The organism is Bacteroides sp. AM10-21B (assembly GCF_003472565.1).
Classification (GTDB): Bacteria; Bacteroidota; Bacteroidia; order Bacteroidales; family Bacteroidaceae; genus Bacteroides; species Bacteroides propionicigenes.
The window spans coordinates 56,374-75,700 of record NZ_QRME01000003.1; the positions used below are offsets into that span (position 1 = coordinate 56,374).

The window sequence follows — 19,327 nt, forward strand, 5'->3', positions numbered from 1 at the left end:
CTTTATTAAATTATCAAGCGCATACGGCGCGGATAGCAGGAGTGGAAATCTCCGGTTATCCGCGCCGTTTACTTTTTGAAAAAAGAAGAGGTACATTTGAACAAAATATATTTTCTTCTGTTAATGAAGTCTAACTAAATTTTAACAGAATGAATAGTAAACTGCGCTTTTTCTTAACATCACTGTTTATACTCTTCGTGGTGGAGTTGTATGCAGCCACAAGTGGTGATATTCGTGTGTCGGGCGTTGTGATGTCGGAAGGGGAACCTTTGCCGGGAGCATCGGTATTGGTGAAAGGAACCCACAACGGAACAGTGACCGATGTTGACGGAAAATATACCCTTACCGTACCGACAGACGGTACGCTGGTCTTTAGCTTTATCGGACTGAAGGCTATTGAACAAAAAGTAAATGGACGTTCTGTCATTAATGCGGAATTGATTCCGGACAGTGAACAACTGGATGAAGTAATGGTGGTGGCTTATGCTACTGCCAAGAAATATAGTTTTACAGGAGCGGCTTCTACGGTGAAAGGAAGTGAGATTGCCAAGATGCAGGTATCCAATGTGTCGCGTGCACTTGAGGGTACGGTTTCCGGACTTCAGGCAAGTGCGCCCAGCGGTCAGCCGGGTACGGATGCGGAGATACGTATTCGTGGCATCGGTTCTATCAATGCCTCAAGCGCTCCGCTGTATGTGGTGGACGGCGTACCGTTCGATGGTAGCATCAACTCCATTAATCCGGAGGACATCGCTTCATTGACAGTATTGAAAGATGCCGCTTCGGCGGCTCTCTACGGTTCGCGTGGAGCTAATGGTGTCATTATAATAACTACCAAACAGGGACAAACCGACTCTAAAACCACGGTTAGCATCAATGCCAGTTTCGGCGGTTCCAATAGGGCTATCCGAGATTACGACCGTATCGGTACTGACCGGTATTTTGAACTTTATTGGGAAGCGTTGCGTAACCAATATGCTTTGAATACAGATAAATATACTCCGCAGACTGCAGCTGCCCAAGCCTCAAAAGACTTGGTCGGCAAGTTAATGGGGGGTGGTCCCAATCCTTATGGTCCCAATTATCCGCAACCGGTAGGTGCGGACGGCAAGCTGGTTGCCGGTGCTACTCCGCTTTGGAATGTAGACTGGCAGAAAGAAATGGAACAGCAGGCGCTGCGTACGGAAATCGGATTGAATGTTTCCGGCGGCGGAAAAACCAACCAGTACTATTTCTCGGCCGGTTATCTGAATGACAAGGGTATTGCTCTTGAATCCGGCTACCAACGTTTCAATCTGCGTTCTAATATTTCGAGTGAGATAACCCACTGGTTTCGTGGCGGTGTGAATATGAGTTATGCCCACTCCATACAGAATTATCCGGTTTCGTCCGATGCCAAGACCAGTAATGTTATTAACGCCGGGCGTTTAATGGCTGATTTTTATCCCATGTACGAAATGAACACCGACGGTACTTATAAACTCGATTCAGAGGGCAAACGGATTTATGACTTCGGATCTTACCGTCCCTCAGGCTCTATGGCTAACTGGAACTTACCCGCCACTTTGCCCAACGACAAGTCAGAACGTATGCGGGATGAGTTCTCAGGACGCACTTTCCTTGAAGTTACTTTTATGGAGGGGTTGAAGTTCAAGACCAGTTTCAACTTTGATCTGATAGATTACAATACGCTGGATTATACCAATCCTAAGATAGGTCCCGCCGTTAATACAGGTGGAGGAGCAAGTCGTGAATATACCCGTACTTTCTCATGGACATGGAATAATATTGTGACTTACGATAAGACCTTCGGTGAACATCATTTCAATATCCTTGCCGGACAAGAGGCTTACTCTTACCGTTATGATGTGTTGCAGGCCGCACGCAGCAACATGGCTGTACCGGATATGCCGGAACTGGCTGTCGGTTCACTGGTAACTGCGGGCACAGGTTATCGTATTGATTACTCGCTACTGGGTTATCTTGTCAATGCCCAGTATGACTACCAAAGCAAGTATTTTTTCTCCGCATCCTATCGTCGCGACGGTTCTTCCCGTTTTGCACCGGGTACGCGTTGGGGTAATTTTTGGTCGTTGGGGGCTTCGTGGCGTATAGACCGTGAAGATTTCATGCAGAATACTGCCGACTGGCTTTCCGCCTTGACTTTGAAAGCCAGCTATGGAGCGCAAGGCAATGATAATCTGGGTACTTATTATGCCAGCAGCGGACTTTATTCCATTGTTTCGCAAGCTGGTGAGAATGCTTTGGTGTCCGACCGCCTTGCAACGCCCGATTTGAAATGGGAGACTAATCTGAATCTCAATGTCGGTATCGACTTCTCATTGTTCGACAACCGTTTCTCCGGTTCGTTCGATTTCTTCCAGCGTCGTTCCAAGGATTTGTTGTACTCCCGTCCTTTGGCAACCTCTTTGGGTTATACTTCAATGGATGAAAATATCGGTGCATTGAAGAATACGGGTTTTGAGATAGACCTTAAAGGAACGCTGATACATACCCGCGATTTTATGTGGCGTATGGGCGTCAACCTCACACATTATAAGAATGTGGTGACTGACCTTCCGCTGAAAGATATGCCCATTACAGGGGTTACCCGTCTGAAAGAGGGGCGTTCGGTCTATGATTTCTATCTGCGCGAATGGGCGGGGGTAAACCCTGATAACGGCGATCCGCTGTGGTATAAAAATGTGAAGGATGCGGAAGGTAATATTACCGGGCGCACTACCACCAATGATTATGCACAGGCAGATTATTATTATGTAGACAAATCCTCGCTTCCCAAGGTTTACGGTGGTTTCAATACAGCGTTCTCTTACAAAGGATTTGAATTGTCGGCAATCTTTGCATACAGTATAGGCGGCTATATTGTGGACCGTGACGTTACGATGTTGTGGAGTAATGGAAGCAATCCCGGACGTGCTTGGTCTACCGAAATGCTGAAACGCTGGACACCTGAGAACCGTTATACGGACGTGCCGGCTTTGAAAACGGTATCCAATAGCTGGAACTCAAATTCTACCCGTAACCTGTTCAATAATTCGTATTTGCGAATGAAGAATATCACGCTGTCCTATAACTTCCCGCAGCCGTTGATAAAGAAAATCAGCCTGAACAGTCTGCAACTCTTTGTACAAGCGGATAATCTTCTGACTTTCTCCAAGAATCAGGGAATGGATCCGGAACAGGGCATCACAGGGTTGACTTATTACCGGTATCCTGCCATGCGTTCCATTTCGGGAGGACTTAATGTTTCATTCTAAATCACTATTTACATGAATACTTCAATTAAAAATATAGCAATCTTCACGCTGGGATTATTATCTGTCCTGTCTTCGTGCAGTGGAGATTTTCTCGACAACAAACCTACGGATTCAGTAGATGCGGGCATTGTTCCTGTACCTTCCAATGCGGGGCGTATATTCAACGGTGCATGGTACAACTTGTTTGAGTACGGCAGCACGTATGCCAATATAGGTTATCGAGCCTTGATGTTACAGGACGATATGATGGCGGATGATGTAGTATCACGTCCTATGTATGGCTTCAACTCTTCCTATCAGTTTAACGATGTGGTGATGCCTGCCAATAACCGCACTGCATTTGCCTGGTATCTGATGTATAAGACTATTGACAACTGTAATACGGCTATTTCCATTACTGCTACCGGTGATGACAATACAGCCGATTTTCGTTATTCTCAGGGACAGGCCTATGCTTTGCGGGCTTTCTGCTATTTGCATCTGGCGCAGCATTACCAGTTTACTTATTTGAAAAATCCTGCCGCACCGGCCGTTCCGCTTTATACAGAACCTACCACTTCTACGACAGAGCCTAAAGGCAAGGCCACTTTGGAAGAGATATATACGCAGATATTCAAAGATTTGAATAAAGCTAAAGAACTTCTTGAAGGCTATGTCCGTCCGGATGATAATTCTAAATTCAAACCGAATTCAAGTGTTGTCAACGGATTGTTGGCACGTGCGTATTTGCTCACCGGACAGTGGAGTGAGGCGGCGGAAGCTGCGCTCGAAGCGGCTAAGGGATATAGTTTGATGACGGATGCTAAAACCTATATGGGCTTTAACGATATATCCAATACCGAGTGGATGTGGGGGCATCCTCAATCTGTAAGCCAGTCCGATGCCAGCTATAATTTTTATTATATTGATGTGGTGACTCCCGATGCGTATAACAGTTTTATGGCAGACCCGCATTTTAAGGATACCTTTGAATCGGGTGATATCCGTCTGGATTTGTTTCAGTGGATGCGTGAGGGATATTTGGGTTATCGCAAGTTCCGTATCCGTGCCGACCAGACCGGGGATATTGTCGTGATGCGTTCCGCTGAGATGTATTTGATAGCGGCAGAGGCATTGGCGCGCGATGGGCAGCCGGGAGAAGCCGTGAAACCGTTGAACACGTTGCGCAATGCCCGTGGGCTTGCCGACTATGATCTGACCGGCAAGACGCAAAACCGGCTTGTAGATGATATTTTGCTGGAACGTCGCCGCGAACTGTGGGGTGAGGGATTTGGCATTACCGATATTCTTCGCACGCAACGTTCCGTAGAGCGCGTGCCGTTGACCAAAGAGGAAGCGGAGAAGAAATATGATTGCTGGCAGCAAGGTGATACTTATAAAGAGTATAATCCCGAAGGCCATTGGTTTACTTCTTTTCCCGACGGAACGAAGTTTGTGCCGAACAGTGTGTATTATCTATATGCCATTCCTGAAAAGGAGACAAATGCGAATCCTAATTTATAAAAGAGGGTGTCAGAATATAGTTAATGATTTTTTAAGGCATGGATTTGGCCTCTATCCTGCGTTTCACGAATTCAATCTTCAGGTTGGCTTCTTCCATGTTCTTCTTGATTTCTGTGATGGAAGACAGCAACTGTGCCAGTTCATAAACAGCCGCCACCGCTTTGCGGTCGTTCGGTGTCATGGTAGTAGCATAGGAGCGTTCGCCAAGATAGTTGATGCGGATGTTTTTATCCTTGTTCAAGTTGAGGAAAGCGATTACATTGCCGTCCTCTCCCAGCTTATAATCCGCTTTTTCTATCTTTTCTCCCAAATCAGTTGTTTCATAACTGTCTTTAGATGCGGGAGTCTCGGCAAAGCTGCCGTCGGGTGCGGTAACTTTTACGGCTAAGTGATGAATGTTGTACGGGCCGCAATAGATGGAAGTCATGCTCATAACGCCGGTTTCGTCTACTTGAAAACGCAGGTAAGAACGGTGCAGGTTCTTTTCTATTACTTGTGAGGGATGCAGGTAATTCCCTATCCGTTGATATTCGGTGTCTTTCTCGAAAGTGTAGTTCTTTTTGATGGCATCCACTGCTTTTTGCTTCTCTTGGAGCATACTGTCGAGGTAGGCAAGGGTCTTTTCCTGTTCTTTCAGTTCCACCTGTTGCATGAGTCCGATGCCCTCGCGGCGTGCTTCAAAAGCTTTCGGGTAGAGTATCTTGATACTGTCAATTTGCATTTTTGCTTCGCTGTAATCTCCGCGCTCGAAGGCTTCGCGGGCTGTTTGAAGTTTCTCACCTGCTTTTTTCTCTACATTGCTGCAAGAGAAGAGCGTGCAACAAAGGCACGCAAGGAACGCTGCTTTCTTCATAATTTTCATTCTTGATGTTAGTGGGGACAAAAATAAAAAATAATATCCGTATCTTTGCACCCTCAAAATGATTTATTGGCAAATGATTGAATTGACAACAGAAGAACTGAAGCAGCGTTTCAGTGACGACATATTTAAACGTATTTCAGAAACGGCGGATGAATTGGGATTGGAATGTTACGTAGTCGGCGGCTACGTGCGTGACATATTCCTGCAACGTCCTTCCAAAGATATTGATGTGGTAGTGGTAGGTAGCGGAATCGTTATGGCTGAGGCTCTTGCCAAACGTTTGGGCCGTGGCGCTCATCTCTCTGTTTTCAAGAATTTCGGTACGGCGCAGTTGAAGTATCATGGAACGGAAGTGGAGTTTGTGGGTGCGCGTAAGGAGTCCTACACACACGATTCGCGCAAGCCTATTGTTGAGGACGGTTCGTTGGAGGATGACCAGAACCGGCGGGACTTTACCATCAATGCGTTGGCGGTTTGCCTGAACCGGCATCGCTATGGAGAATTGGTGGACCCGTTTGGAGGAATGGAGGATATGAAGGAGAAAACCATTCGTACACCGCTTGACCCGGACATCACTTTCAGTGACGACCCTTTGCGTATGATGCGCTGCATCCGCTTTGCCACCCAGCTGAATTTCTATATTGATGATGATACTTTTGAGTCTTTGTGCCGCAACAAAGAACGCATTTCCATCATATCCAAAGAGCGGATTGCGGATGAACTGAATAAGATATTGCTGTCTCCCGTCCCGTCCAAAGGATTCATAGATTTGGACCGCTCCGGCCTGTTGCAACTTATCTTCCCGGAGTTGGTAGCCTTGCAGGGTGTTGAGACCCGCAATGGCAGAGCGCATAAGGACAATTTCTATCATACGCTCGAAGTACTCGATAATATCTGTAAAAAGACCGATAATCTTTGGCTGCGTTGGGCAGCTCTTCTGCATGACATAGCCAAACCGGCGACCAAACGTTGGGAGCCCCGTGCCGGTTGGACATTCCACAACCATAATTTCATAGGCGAGAAGATGATACCCGATATTTTCCGGAGAATGAAGCTCCCTATGAATGAGAAGATGAAATATGTGCAGAAACTGGTAGGTCTGCATATGCGTCCTATCGTGATAGCGGATGATGTGGTGACCGACTCGGCTGTCCGCCGTCTGCTGTTTGAGGCGGGTGATGACATAGACGACCTTATGACGTTGTGTGAAGCCGATATCACTTCCAAGAATATGGAGCGTAAGCAGCGTTTCCTGAATAACTTCCAATTGGTACGTCAGAAACTGAAAGACTTGGAAGAACGCGATCGTATCCGTAACTTCCAGCCCCCTGTAAGCGGTGAGGAGATTATGAAAATATTCAATCTGCCCCCTTGCCGGCAGGTAGGCGCATTGAAGAGCGCCATTAAAGATGCCATATTGGACGGTGTCATTCCTAATGAATACGAAGCTGCCCGTGCATTTATGTTGCAACGGGCAGAAAAAATGGGATTGAAAGAACCGTAACTTTTATTATTCCTCCGCTTGGAACTTCCTGCTTACTTTCATCAGGTTGATAGAGTAAGTTACTATATTCTGTGCTTCCTGTATCATTGTCAGATATACCATGCTGACTTTGATACTGCCGGATTGGCTTTGAATACGTTGCAGTTCCTCACGTTTCAGGTGGGCAAGTTGGCCGTTCAGGTCATTGGCTTTGCGTATATCTTCCTCGAAGTTATTGTAATCGTTGTTCTCCAGTTTGTGACGGCAAACTTGAAGCAGATAAACAATGTCTTCCGTTACGTCTGCAAATTCTCCTTTCTGGATTGTATCCAACGGCTTGAAGTTGTTGTCGATATGCTCCAGACACGGCTCGCAAAGACGTCCCACACTATATACCAATTCACTGGCGAAGTCATTGCCCTGATAATAGTAAAGTCCTTTTTCGAGCACCGTATTGTTGTCCAGACGGCACATGGCGAGTGTACCGGTACGCTTCATCTGCTTTATCAGTTGCTTTTCAAATTTCACGGAACCCATTGCCCGGCGCAGTCCGCGCAGGTTCTCGTGCAGGAAGGCGGTAACAGTGCGTTCAAAGTTGTCTTCTGTAAATTCCAGTATCTTGCCAAGCTCCTCACGGGTGTGTGTACGTAGCAATTCCAGAATTTCCATATTGTCCGTGCTTTGCATCAGCTGCTTGATGGTGGCGTTGCCTTTTTCTTTCTCTTTGCGCTTCTTGTACATTACTTGGCTGCGTATCAACATGAATACGGCCAGACCGATAAGGGCGATGATAGCGATTGTTCCGCCGAAATGGATAACGAAGGTTACGAAGAAACAGATGGTGAATGCCGCTCCGGCAGTGATGAACCAGCCGCCGATAACACTCAGCACACCGGTAATGCGGAATACGGCAGAGTCGCGTCCCCATGCACGGTCGGCAAGCGAGGTACCCATTGCCACCATGAAGGTGACATAAGTAGTGGAAAGGGGAAGTTTCAATGAAGTACCTAAGGCAATCAGCAGACCGGCGAGTACCAGATTGACGGAGGCGCGCACTAAGTCGAATGCCGCACCGTCGGCAATAATGGCTTCATCCTTTTGGAAGCGGGTTTCAATCCAGCGTTTGCCGCTTTCGGGCATTATTCTGGAAAGCCCGTTGGCTATTGTCATGCTGAAACGTACCAATGTACGTGCTATGGGAGTGCTACCGAAGCTTTCTTCGCCTTCATCCTGACGGGAAAGGTCGACGGAAGTCTTGATTACATTATGGGCTTTCTTGGAAGTACAAAGCGCATAAACCATGATAGCGCCTGCACCGAAGAGGAAGTACCACGGTGTTTTGGCGGGGCCGAGCAAGGAGGTCATAAGGAAGCCGTCCGGACCTGCGGCAGCGCCGTTGGTCGTATAATCTACGAAAGAAGAGTATCCGGCAAGGGGCACACCGATGAAGTTCACCAAGTCGTTACCGGCAAAGGCGAGGGCAAGAGCGAAAGTACCCAGCAGCACTACTACCTTGAACACATTTACTTTGCACCAGTGCAATACTTGCATTAATACGGTAAAGAATACAAAGAAACAGCCGATAAGCATGGCGGTGTTGTCTTGTATCCAATGTTTGTTTTCCGGGGTCATGAAAGAGCTGTCTTTCAAACCTTTTATCAGCATGAAGTAGATGATGGAAGTGGCTGCGATACCGCCGAAGATACCGATGCTGTATTTCATCTTCTTGGTATAGTTGAAGGTAAAGACTATACGTGCCAACCATTGCACCAGCATACCGAAGAAGAAGGCGATGGCTACGGACACAAATATCGCCATGATGACGGATAATGCCTTGTCGGTGTTGATGAGGTCACCCAGTCCGAGGGTATCACTGCCGTAAACTTTGATAAGTGCAAGAGCGAAAGTACCGCCCAACAATTCAAAAACCATGGATACGGTAGTGGATGTAGGCATTCCCATTGTGTTGAATACATCCAACAACACTACGTCCGTCAGCATCACAGCCAACAGGATACACATGATTTCCGCAAAATAGAAATGCTCCGGCTGGTAGATACCATGGCGGGCGATGTCCATCATACCGTTAGATAGGGCGGCGCCGATAAATACACCGATACCCGCTATAAACAGTATCGTTTTGAAAGATGCTGCTTTTGCTCCGACAGCTGATTGTAGAAAGTTGACCGCATCATTGCTGACACCCACAACGAGGTCGAAGACCGCGAGGACGAACAGGAAGATGACAATGCATAAATAGATAGTTTCCATAACATGTATTTTATTTCTGGCTGCAAAGAAACGTTTTTTGTATTGCAGGGAAATGTCATAAATGTTACAGAAATGTTACAAGAGTCCTCCCGGCTCCCTGTTCCCATCCTCTAACTCTCAACTTTCAATTCTTCAAGTACTCATAGAAAGTATATTGCGACCGTATCTTCTCCTTTTGCGGACGCGCCGATTTCCAGCGGTTGCGCAGGTGGTCGTCTACAAAGCAAGCCTTGCGCTTGTCCGATAGCTGAATGGAAAGCATATCCGACAGTTCCCGTTTCAAATCCGGGTCCAGTATGGGCGTGACAGCTTCGATACGCCGGTAGAGGTTACGGCGCATCCAGTCCGGGGAGCCGAGAAACAGTTTCGGCTTTCCGCCGTTTCCGAAGTACCATACACGGGCGTGTTCAAGAAAAGTATCTACAATACGTGTTACACGGATGTTACGGCTGAATTTCCGTCCGGGAATCAGGCAACAGATGCCTCTCACGATGAGGTCTATCTTAACTCCCGCCTGTGATGCCTCGTACAGCCGTTCTATCATGGCAGGGTCCTGCAGGGCATTCATCTTGAGTATGATTCTTCCTTCTTTTCCGTTTTTTGCCAATTCTATTTCGTGTTCGATGAGGCGGTTTAGTTCGGGTATCAGATTAAAGCGTGCCACCAGCAGGCGGTGGAACACGGGATTTTCCTTACCCTGAAAAGTGCGGAACAGGTTGTGCAGGTCGTTTACAAGTACCGGATTGCAGGTAAACAGCCCGCAGTCGGCATAGAGTGTGGCGGTTTTCTCGTTGAAGTTTCCGGTGCTTATATAGGCATAACTGGGTAGTTTGTGTCCCAGCTTGTCACGCCGCAGTACAAGGGCCACTTTGGCATGCACCTTCAGTCCGGGCAGGCTGAACAGGATGTTGATGCCGGCGGCTTTCATCATTTCGGCGGTTGCCAGATTATTCTCTTCATCGAAACGGGCTTTCAGTTCCACAAATACGGTTACTTTCTTGCCGTTCTGTGCGGCGGCTATCAGGGTATTGATAACTGCGGAATTCTCGGCAACACGATACTGTGTTACCATAATCTCGCGTACGGTGGGCTCGTGTACGGCTTCGTACAAGAAGTGGATGAAGTGCTCGAAAGAGTGGTACGGGTAGTGCAGCAGCAAATCCTTCTTCTCTACATACCGGAAGATAGATTCCCGTTCGTCCAGGCAGTTCAGCTTCATCGGTTGTGGCTTGCGGATGGGGCGTACGGAATTGTTCGGATTGGGCAGATGCCGCAGGTCTTCCATGTTGAGGTGCTTGTCACCCGGCACTAACTCCTGGCGGTTGATGCGGAAAGCGTCTACAAGGAAGTCCAGAAAATCGTCGGGCATGGCACGGTCGTACACAAAACGGCAGACTGCGCCTATCTTGCGTTTCTTTACTTTTGTCTTTACCTGTTCTATGATTTCGGATGTGTTGGCAGATTCATCTATCAGTATGTCCGCATCCCGCGAAATCTTGATGCAGTAGCTGCTGTCCACGTCATAGCCGGGGAAGATGGTGTCTATGTTGGCTTTGATAATATCCTCGATGAACATCAGGTAGTAGTTCTTTCCGTGCTTGGGCAGCTCGATGAAGCGTGGCACTTTGCTGTAGGGCAGCTTCATCACAAAATACTGTATGCGGTTGGGGTCATCCAAAGGTACGCCTTTCAGATACAGGCGCACGGCAAGATACAGACGGTTGTCGCGCAGAAATGATATGACCTTATCCTTGCTGACGGGCACGGGAGTGAGATACGGAAAGATTTCCTCGCGGAAGAAGCGTCTCAGGAACTCTTTATGGAAAGGCTCTACGTTGCGGCTTTGATAGAAAATAATGTGGTGCTGCCTTAGTGCGGGCAGTATCTTCTGTTCGTAGATGCGGATACGTTCTTCCAGCTGGCGGTTTACTTCTTCGTTGATTTCCGCCACCAGTTGCATGGCAGACTGCACACTCTCTTCATCGCTGTGTGCGGCTCCGGTAGCAATGGCTTTATGGTCGGCTACACGTATTTTGTAGAACTCCTCCAGGTTGGACGAGTATATGGATATAAAGTTGATGCGCTCATATAGCGGCAACGTATCGTCCTCTGCTTCCAGCAATACCCGGTAGTTGAATGACAGCCAACTGATGTCGCGTTTGAAATATCTGCTCTCCATAAGATTAGGTTTATTTTCCAAATATAGCTACCTTTGCACATATAAACAAAGGAAAAATGACAAAAGTTGGTTTACTGTCGGATACGCATGGATATTGGGATGAGAAGTACCTGCAATACTTTGAGCCGTGCGATGAAATATGGCACGCGGGTGACATCGGTACATTGGAAGTGGCGCAGAAGCTGGCGGCTTTCCGTCCGTTCCGTGCAGTGTATGGCAACATAGACGGGCAAGACCTGCGCCGGCTCTATCCGCAAACGCTCCGTTTTACGGTAGACGGCGCCGAGGTGCTGATGAAACACATCGGCGGTTATCCCGGCAAGTACGACCCGTCCATACAGGGAAGCATCTTGGTACATCCTCCTAAGCTGTTCATCAGCGGTCATTCGCATATATTAAAGGTGAAGTTTGACAAGACACTGGGGATGCTCCATATAAATCCCGGTGCGGCAGGTATCTACGGCTTTCATAAAGTGCGCACCATGGTGCGTTTCGCAGTAGACAACGGCGTGTTCAAGGACCTTGAAGTCATAGAGCTTGCAGGCTGATTTTGACTTTATAATTTTGCCATGTCAGAACTTTTTCAGAACTTTGTGCCCTGAATAGCAACGAGAGCCGTGGGGCATAGTCCTCCTTCTTATTTTATTCTACATTTGAAGTCAATCCAATAAAGAACTGAAATATGAAAGGAATTATTCTTGCAGGTGGCAGCGCCACTCGTCTCTATCCATTGTCCAAGGCTATCTCCAAACAGATAATGCCTGTCTACGACAAGCCCATGATTTACTACCCCCTCTCTACATTGATGTTAGCGGGAATACGTGAAGTGCTGATTATCTCCACTCCGCGCGACTTGCCTATGTTTCGCGATTTATTAGGAACGGGCGAAGAGCTTGGAATGTCTTTTTCTTATAAGGTACAGGAGAATCCCAACGGACTGGCACAGGCTTTTGTGCTTGGCGCCGAATTCTTGAACGGTGAGCCGGGCTGCCTTATTCTGGGCGACAATATGTTCTACGGGCAGGGTTTCTCCGCCATGTTGAAGCGTGCGGCTTCCATAGAGAAAGGCGCGTGCATCTTCGGTTACTATGTAAAAGACCCGCGTGCATACGGCGTGGTAGAGTTCGATGCCGACGGCAAGGCCATTTCTTTGGAAGAAAAGCCCGCACAGCCGAAGAGTAATTATGCAGTTCCCGGCTTATACTTCTACGACTCCACAGTGACAGCAAAGGCTGCCGCCTTGAAGCCCTCCGCCCGCGGCGAATATGAAATTACCGACCTCAACCGTCTTTATCTGGAAGAAGGCACGCTGAAGGTGGAACTGTTCGGTCGTGGTTTTGCTTGGCTCGATACGGGCAATTGCGACAGTCTGCTCGAAGCCAGCAATTTCGTGGCTACCATACAGAACCGTCAGGGCTTCCGTGTGAGCTGCATCGAGGAAATAGCATGGCGTAAAGGCTGGATAGACCTCGACCAACTCTACCGTCTCGGTGAACAACTAGGCAAGACGGAATACGGCAAATACCTGATGGAACTTGCAGACTCATACCGAACTAATTCATAATTCATAACTATATAAATATATGAAGACTTATCTTGTGACCGGTGCCGCCGGATTTATCGGAGCTAATTATATAAAATACATTCTGGCAAAGCACGATGATATAAAAGTGGTAATATTGGATGCCCTGACTTATGCAGGAAATCTGGGTACTATTGCCAAAGACATTGACGACGAACGTTGTTTCTTCGTTAAGGGTGACATTTGCGACCGTGTCCTTGCGGACGAACTGTTTGCGAAGTACAAATTTGACTATGTGGTGAACTTCGCCGCCGAAAGTCACGTAGACCGCAGCATTGAGAATCCGCAGCTCTTCCTGACGACAAACATTCTGGGAACCCAGAATCTGCTTGACGCTGCCCGTCGCGCATGGGTAACGGGCAAGGATGAATCCGGTTATCCCACTTGGCGTAGCGGTGTGCGCTATCACCAAGTATCTACGGACGAAGTTTACGGCTCGTTGGGAGCGGAAGGCTTCTTTACGGAAAACACCCCGCTATGCCCGCACAGCCCGTACAGCGCTTCCAAGACAAGTGCCGATATGGTAGTGATGGCATACCATGACACTTATAAAATGCCGGTCACTATTACCCGTTGTTCCAATAACTACGGGCCGTACCATTTCCCGGAAAAACTTATTCCGCTGATTATAAAGAATATCCTTGAAGGCAAGAATCTTCCGGTATACGGTGACGGAAGCAATGTGCGCGACTGGCTGTATGTGGAAGACCACTGCAAGGCTATCGACCTTGTTGTGCGCAAAGGAGTAGAGGGTGAGGTTTATAACGTGGGCGGTCATAACGAAAAGACCAACTTGGAGATTGTAAAACTGACTATCGCCACTATCCGCCGCCTGATGGAAGAGAAACCCGAATATCGCGCCGTACTTAAAAAGCAAGTCAAAGATGCCGGCGGACAGATTGACATCAGCTGGATAAACGAAGATTTGATAACCTTCGTGAAAGACCGTCTCGGTCACGACCAGCGCTATGCCATAGACCCCGCCAAGATAACGGATGCCTTAGGCTGGTATCCCGAAACGAAGTTCGAGACCGGCATCGTGAAGACCATCGAGTGGTATCTGAACAATCAAGGCTGGGTGGAAGAAGTTACCAGCGGCGATTATCAGAAATACTACGAAAGAATGTACGGAAAGAAATAATCGTTACTGAATAAACGCAAGGCTTAGCAGCAAGCCGAAGAACAGCATATTACGTGAAGTCTCACCTAATATGCTGTTTAGTTTTTTACCGCTTCGTATAGCTGCCATTTTACGCCAAGTCAGCACGTGCAGGCACAGGTAGATGCAGGGGGCCCAGATAAAAGCAAGCGGTTCTATCTTGGCGGTATGGACAAACCACAGGCTTAGCAAAACGGCGGCTATGCCTAATCCCAGATACAGATAACGGCCGAAAGGCTCGCCGAAGCGGACAATCAGCGTGCGTTTGCCGCTGAGGGCATCCTGCTCGCGGTCGCGGTAGTTGTTCACTACCAATAAGGTATCTATTACCAGTCCGCAGATAAGTGACGCTATCCATACGTCGGCGGTAAGGGCATGGGCCTGCACATAGTATGTTCCGCCTACGGGGATGAAACCGAAGAATGCCAATACGAGCAAATCTCCCCAACCTCGGTAGGAGAGGATGGTGGTATATAGGAAAGCGAATATCACGCAGAGCAACCCCAACAGAATCAGTTCCCAACCGCCATGCGGCAATTTTCCCCAACATTGTTGCAGCAGTGCGCACCCCATGAGGCAGGAGAATATAAGCATACCGGTAATTCCTCGTTTCATGGCTGCAGGAGTAATCCATCCTTGCGCGCAGGCACGTTCCGGACCGAGGCGGTCTGTACGGTCGCTGCCCTTCAGATAATCGTATAGGTCGTTGATGAAATTGGCGGCAATCTGCATACCGCAAGCGAACAGTGCGCACAGCAATGCCGGGATAATGTCAAGATTTCCGTCAGCAAATGCCAGTGAAGAACCTATCAGTACAGGAATGATTGCTCCCGTTAGTGTCTTGGGGCGGGCGGCAAGTACCCATGCGCGGAATGAGTTGGATTTTATTGCTTCCATGTTGATTTTTTAGAAAGTTATAGTACAAAGATAGTCAAAGGATTTGTTATCTTTGCACTACTGTTTGAGTAAAATTATTTATTTCGTTAAAACAATAAAGATAAGCCTATGTGCCAAGTGATGTTTTATAGGGAGTTTAAGAGCCTGCTGTTTGTTTCAGCTTTGGCGGTGTTGTTTCTTTCTTCTTGTCAGTCCACACAGAATTTTACTTCGCCGCTTCCTGCCGAGTATTCCATTAGCGCCTCCAAATCGTCCGCGTCCGGATATAAAAATGTGAAGCGCGTCAAGCAATATGAGTTTGCGCATCGTGATGTCCCGGCTTCATTCGACGGTTGCCGGCTGGCTTTTGTTTCCGATTTGCATTACCGGAGCTTGCTGAAAGAGGAAGGTTTGGGAGATATAACCCGCCTGTTGAATGACCTGAAAGCCGATGCCTTGCTGATAGGCGGTGATTTGCATGAGGGTTGCGGATATGTTCCCGATGTGATAGCGGCATTGGGAGCAGTAAAGACGCCTTTGGGTACTTATGCCGTTCTTGGAAACAACGATTATGAGGCCTGCTATGATGATATTCTGAAAGAAATGGAGCGTCAGGGCATCCGTCTGCTGGAGCATAAGGTGGATACCTTAAAGCGGAACGGCGAACGGATTGTGATAGCCGGAGTGCGCGACCCTTTCAACCTCGAACAGAACGGGCAGTCGCCTACACTTTCCCTTTCTCCCGATGACTTCGTTATACTGCTGACGCATACTCCCGACTATGCCGAAGATGTTCCTATTACCAATACCGACTTGGTTCTTGCCGGGCATACGCATGGCGGACAGGTTACTTTATTCGGTTTGTACGCACCTATCATTCCCTCTCATTACGGACAACGTTTCCTCACCGGGTTGAGGTATAATTCTAATAACACTCCGATTATCATTACCAACGGCATCGGTACTTCCAACAAGAATATCCGCTTGTTTGCACCGAGTGAGGTGGTGGTGATTACGCTGAAACGGCTGAAGTAAGTCCGGAACTAATTTTTTTTTCCTATAATGATAATCTGTTTTGATGTACATCAAAACAGATTATCATATATATAAGAATAGAGGATTTTCTTTGATTTTAGTTTGCACCTGCATCCCTTCCACCCTCCTGAAACCTCCTATTCATGCGGGATAGCGGGTGGAACCGGCTTTTTGCTTTCCTAATGCCGCACCTTAGTCCCCCTAACCTCACACCTCAACTCTTCAAATGCCTGTGGTTTGCAAGACAAATGCCCGTGGTTAAGGGAGCTGAAGTGTGAGGTCAGGGGGACTAAGGTGTGTTGTCCGGGAAGCTGAGATGTGTCATTGGAATTGCCTGGATGTGCAGTCTGCGATATGGGGTTCCACCCGCTATCCCGCATGAATAGAGGGTTTCAGGAGGGTGGAAGGGGAGGGGTGTGAAACTGTATTAGGTAGATAAACGGAGGAGGTATCGGAAAGAATTGCATGATGCGTAGGGGACAAACGCATTATTGGTTAAAGCCAAACGCATCATGTATCTACTCGTAATACATGATGCGTTTGACTTGTCATACTTCTTGCTGAAGTCTGAGAATATGTAGGGAGTTTTTATACGTAAGGATTGACTTCTACATCCACTTCCGTGTCAGTTACCGTATTGTCTACTCCTATGTTTAAGTCGATATGTCCGCTGGGGCTGATTTTTACTTTCAGCTTGTACCATTTGGCGGCTTCAAGATTCACAGTGGTACCGGCTTTGCGTAGAATACCTTTATAAGTGCCGGATATCTCACATTTCAGAGTAGGGTCTTGGTCTATATTGAAAAATACGGCATCGTAAGCACCACCTCCTTGTGACGGGGTGTATTTGCCGTTGGCATCGAATTCTATTTTTCGGGCTTCATTCGAGGCTTCATAAACGGTTACTTTATAATCTGTGAAATACTTTGTAAACTCCTCATCGTACACAATGCTGACTTTGGCGTTTGCCATAGTGCAGCTTACGGTGACATCACTTGTGCTGCTTACCGCGATAGCGAAAGCGTCACTTGTGCCTGTGTATCTCACTTGACCTGCTCCGCCATTGGCTGTCTGAGCTTCCTCTTCCGTACAGCTTTGCGCCGCTACGGCATAACCTTCTCCGCTGGGAAATATAGGATTGGTGTTCATAAAGTTCAGATAATTCGTAGGCTCTAATACACTTTTGCCATTTTGAAGAACTTCTATCCAGTAGTCCTTAGCTTCATCTGTGGAAAGTATTTGGTAAGCACGGGTACTCACTTCTATTTCCGGATTCACAGTATTCCCCAAAGACAGATTTATTTGTCCATATCCCTGTACGGGCTCATCATTGCCGGTGCAAGCTGCTGCCATTAAAGCAATTCCTGCTAATACTAAAAGGTGTTTCATTATTATTGTTGAGTTTTTATTATTCATTATAGATTAAAGATATATCATCAATGTACAATTTGTTGCCTGTATGGCGAGAACTGGGCTTTGTCGATGCTGTGTCTACTTCATCATTGGAATTTTCTCCTGAATTGAAACAAATAGAAATTGATTTTGCTGGTGAATAAAATTTATTATATGTTAGTGGTATTTTTTGTAATCTATATTCAGACGATGCTTCTCCTTGAAACTGTATCTCTATTATATTCTCTTTGTTGGCATCTTTTATTTCAATTTTTACATTAAATTTATGATTACCTTTAGGAATGTATTTATATTGAAAATAGAGACTATCTGGACGAGAAGTAAAACTGTAGCCATAAATTGGATTATTGCTATTATCTATCTTACCTAAAAAGAGTTCACCAGGCGTATTATGCTCAATCTTTGAAATAGGGCTAGCAGCAGATGTATTTTCTCCCCAAGCGATAGTCTTTATTTCCGCAGCATATTTACCTTCTATTCCATCTTCTGTTCGTTCAGTGCCCGAATTAGAACGGTATGCTAAAGCACTATTGTTGGAGGTTGTTAGTCCATTCAGTGTACACCAACCTTCACTAGATTCATCTGTAGTATTTCGCACATACCATCTTTTCCAATGGGGACCACCTACGAAAACGTTTCCTTTGGGACCATCTACAGAATACCATTCTTCCATTCCTGAGTTAGGAACATTTTTATCTTCTTCAGTAGTAAAGTTTATAATATTGCTATGAATACTGGTATTGGGTAAATAAACCTGAATTCTGTATTCTTTATTAGGTAATAGCCCCGTTATATATTCCAAAGTTCCCTCTTTATCAGTTGTAATTTGGGATGTTGTTACCGTTTTCCATTCCGTCCAATTGTCAGTCTCTCCCTCTTTATTATTCTCTTGTATTTTATACACAATCCCTTTAGGAGTTGGTATAACATTGTCTTGGGCGTCTTTTGTCACCACAGGGGTTATGTAAAGTCTCTTTGCCCATGCCCCGTTTTGTTGCTCCGGCAGTATCAGTTTCGGCAATGTCAATTGGCAATTAATATTATAGACCTTTTGGACAACTACATTCAGGTTGCCAATGCTCTTTACTATATTAACATTCGCTTTGTTCTGCCCTTCTAATGTAAGTACATAGGGATTCTCTGCGGGCATCACATAGAGTGCTTCTCCGTTGGCTACCGCTATCTTCTCTTCGCCATAAGATACATAGAATACGGGTACGCTATTGTAGTTGCCGATTAAATCATCGGGTATATTCGGAATGATAATCCCATTCGCCAATCCTACGGTAAGAGTAATACTTTTAGTTTCGTTTTCTGCGATTGCTACCGTTTCACTTTTTTCATAATAAGGTGTCTTGTTCATTTGCGCTTTTGTGCCATAGTATGCCTTTATGGTGTAAGTGGCGGCAAATAGGTCAACTCCTTTCGCATAATGGTCGATGTTTCCTGTTTCAATAACAGCTCCCAAAGGGTCGATAATATCAATTATAATATCCGATACGTTAAGTGGCGGGAGAGAAAATGCGCGTGTTTCCGCATCTATTGATATTCCGATATCTTCCAATATCAGACGTCCCTTACCTTTGGATATTTGCTCTTCCTCTTGGCAAGCAGTCAAAAAGACAGGAAGCAAACAGCAAAGTAATGTTATATGTCCTAATATTCCGTTTCTCATATCTTCTTATC

13 protein-coding genes are annotated in these 19,327 nt (G+C 46.6%); 7 read left to right on the forward strand and 6 right to left on the reverse strand.

The genetic code is table 11. The features are described from left to right. Positions 1–149: 149 nt before the first annotated feature. A complete protein-coding gene (locus tag DW121_RS04330) occupies positions 150–3,278 on the forward strand; it encodes a SusC/RagA family TonB-linked outer membrane protein (RefSeq protein ID WP_118323117.1) in 3,129 nt (1,042 codons plus the stop codon). Positions 3,279–3,290: 12 nt separating this feature from the next. Beyond that, positions 3,291–4,781 carry a RagB/SusD family nutrient uptake outer membrane protein gene (locus DW121_RS04335; protein ID WP_118323118.1) on the forward strand — a complete coding sequence of 497 codons (1,491 nt, stop codon included), beginning with the start codon at positions 3,291–3,293 and terminating at the stop codon, positions 4,779–4,781. A 31-nt stretch (positions 4,782–4,812) separates the two neighbouring features. Here DW121_RS04335 and DW121_RS04340 read toward each other — a convergent pair whose 3' ends face one another. Next, on the reverse strand, positions 4,813–5,634 hold the full coding sequence (locus DW121_RS04340) for a hypothetical protein (RefSeq protein WP_187120006.1): 822 nt from the start codon (positions 5,632–5,634) through the stop codon (positions 4,813–4,815). A gap of 82 nt (positions 5,635–5,716) precedes the next feature. Here DW121_RS04340 and DW121_RS04345 point away from each other — a divergent pair, with 82 nt between their 5' ends. Beyond that, on the forward strand, positions 5,717–7,147 hold the full coding sequence (locus DW121_RS04345; protein ID WP_117710786.1) for a CCA tRNA nucleotidyltransferase: 1,431 nt from the start codon (positions 5,717–5,719) through the stop codon (positions 7,145–7,147). A 6-nt stretch (positions 7,148–7,153) separates the two neighbouring features. On the opposite strand, the gene DW121_RS04350 is transcribed toward DW121_RS04345, so the two are convergent. After that, entirely contained in the window at positions 7,154–9,397 is a 2,244-nt protein-coding gene (locus DW121_RS04350; RefSeq protein WP_117710785.1) for an inorganic phosphate transporter, read from the reverse strand. Between the two features lie 124 nt (positions 9,398–9,521). Further along, entirely contained in the window at positions 9,522–11,576 is a 2,055-nt protein-coding gene (locus tag DW121_RS04355) for an RNA degradosome polyphosphate kinase (RefSeq protein WP_117710962.1), read from the reverse strand. 56 nt (positions 11,577–11,632) lie between these two features. Between DW121_RS04355 and DW121_RS04360 the strand changes: the two genes are divergently transcribed. The 3 genes from DW121_RS04360 (at position 11,633) to rfbB (ending at position 14,299) form a co-directional block, all read left to right on the forward strand. Continuing rightward, on the forward strand, positions 11,633–12,124 hold the full coding sequence (locus tag DW121_RS04360) for a metallophosphoesterase family protein (protein ID WP_117710784.1): 492 nt from the start codon (positions 11,633–11,635) through the stop codon (positions 12,122–12,124). Between the two features lie 134 nt (positions 12,125–12,258). Then, the gene (gene rfbA, locus DW121_RS04365) at positions 12,259–13,140 is read left to right on the forward strand and encodes a glucose-1-phosphate thymidylyltransferase RfbA (protein WP_117710783.1); all 882 of its coding nucleotides are present in this window, start codon (positions 12,259–12,261) and stop codon (positions 13,138–13,140) included. A 19-nt stretch (positions 13,141–13,159) separates the two neighbouring features. Beyond that, a complete protein-coding gene (gene rfbB, locus DW121_RS04370) occupies positions 13,160–14,299 on the forward strand; it encodes a dTDP-glucose 4,6-dehydratase (RefSeq protein WP_117710782.1) in 1,140 nt (379 codons plus the stop codon). A gap of 3 nt (positions 14,300–14,302) precedes the next feature. Here rfbB and menA read toward each other — a convergent pair whose 3' ends face one another. Next, positions 14,303–15,214, reverse strand: a complete 912-nt coding sequence (gene menA, locus DW121_RS04375; RefSeq protein WP_118323120.1) for a 1,4-dihydroxy-2-naphthoate octaprenyltransferase — start codon at positions 15,212–15,214, stop codon at positions 14,303–14,305. Between the two features lie 108 nt (positions 15,215–15,322). Here menA and DW121_RS04380 point away from each other — a divergent pair, with 108 nt between their 5' ends. Then, a complete protein-coding gene (locus DW121_RS04380) occupies positions 15,323–16,228 on the forward strand; it encodes a metallophosphoesterase (RefSeq protein WP_118323121.1) in 906 nt (301 codons plus the stop codon). Positions 16,229–16,816: 588 nt separating this feature from the next. On the opposite strand, the gene DW121_RS04385 is transcribed toward DW121_RS04380, so the two are convergent. Together DW121_RS04385 and DW121_RS04390 are read right to left on the reverse strand one after the other, a co-directional pair. After that, positions 16,817–17,617: a DUF4493 domain-containing protein gene (locus tag DW121_RS04385; protein ID WP_118323279.1), complete on the reverse strand. Its 801-nt coding sequence runs from the start codon at positions 17,615–17,617 to the stop codon at positions 16,817–16,819. A 19-nt stretch (positions 17,618–17,636) separates the two neighbouring features. After that, positions 17,637–19,316: a DUF4493 domain-containing protein gene (locus DW121_RS04390; protein ID WP_118323122.1), complete on the reverse strand. Its 1,680-nt coding sequence runs from the start codon at positions 19,314–19,316 to the stop codon at positions 17,637–17,639. Positions 19,317–19,327: the final 11 nt, after the last annotated feature.

What these genes read in the sequence shown, in the direction of transcription:
- DW121_RS04330 (WP_118323117.1), top strand. Translation starts at nt 150, where the DNA reads ATGAATAGTAAACTGCGCTTTTTCTTAACATCACTGTTTATACTCTTC.
- DW121_RS04335 (WP_118323118.1), top strand. Translation starts at nt 3,291, where the DNA reads ATGAATACTTCAATTAAAAATATAGCAATCTTCACGCTGGGATTATTA.
- DW121_RS04340 (WP_187120006.1), bottom strand. Translation starts at nt 5,634, where the DNA reads ATGAAGAAAGCAGCGTTCCTTGCGTGCCTTTGTTGCACGCTCTTCTCT.
- DW121_RS04345 (WP_117710786.1), top strand. Translation starts at nt 5,717, where the DNA reads ATGATTGAATTGACAACAGAAGAACTGAAGCAGCGTTTCAGTGACGAC.
- DW121_RS04350 (WP_117710785.1), bottom strand. Translation starts at nt 9,397, where the DNA reads ATGGAAACTATCTATTTATGCATTGTCATCTTCCTGTTCGTCCTCGCG.
- DW121_RS04355 (WP_117710962.1), bottom strand. Translation starts at nt 11,576, where the DNA reads ATGGAGAGCAGATATTTCAAACGCGACATCAGTTGGCTGTCATTCAAC.
- DW121_RS04360 (WP_117710784.1), top strand. Translation starts at nt 11,633, where the DNA reads ATGACAAAAGTTGGTTTACTGTCGGATACGCATGGATATTGGGATGAG.
- rfbA (WP_117710783.1), top strand. Translation starts at nt 12,259, where the DNA reads ATGAAAGGAATTATTCTTGCAGGTGGCAGCGCCACTCGTCTCTATCCA.
- rfbB (WP_117710782.1), top strand. Translation starts at nt 13,160, where the DNA reads ATGAAGACTTATCTTGTGACCGGTGCCGCCGGATTTATCGGAGCTAAT.
- menA (WP_118323120.1), bottom strand. Translation starts at nt 15,214, where the DNA reads ATGGAAGCAATAAAATCCAACTCATTCCGCGCATGGGTACTTGCCGCC.
- DW121_RS04380 (WP_118323121.1), top strand. Translation starts at nt 15,323, where the DNA reads ATGTGCCAAGTGATGTTTTATAGGGAGTTTAAGAGCCTGCTGTTTGTT.
- DW121_RS04385 (WP_118323279.1), bottom strand. Translation starts at nt 17,617, where the DNA reads ATGAAACACCTTTTAGTATTAGCAGGAATTGCTTTAATGGCAGCAGCT.
- DW121_RS04390 (WP_118323122.1), bottom strand. Translation starts at nt 19,316, where the DNA reads ATGAGAAACGGAATATTAGGACATATAACATTACTTTGCTGTTTGCTT.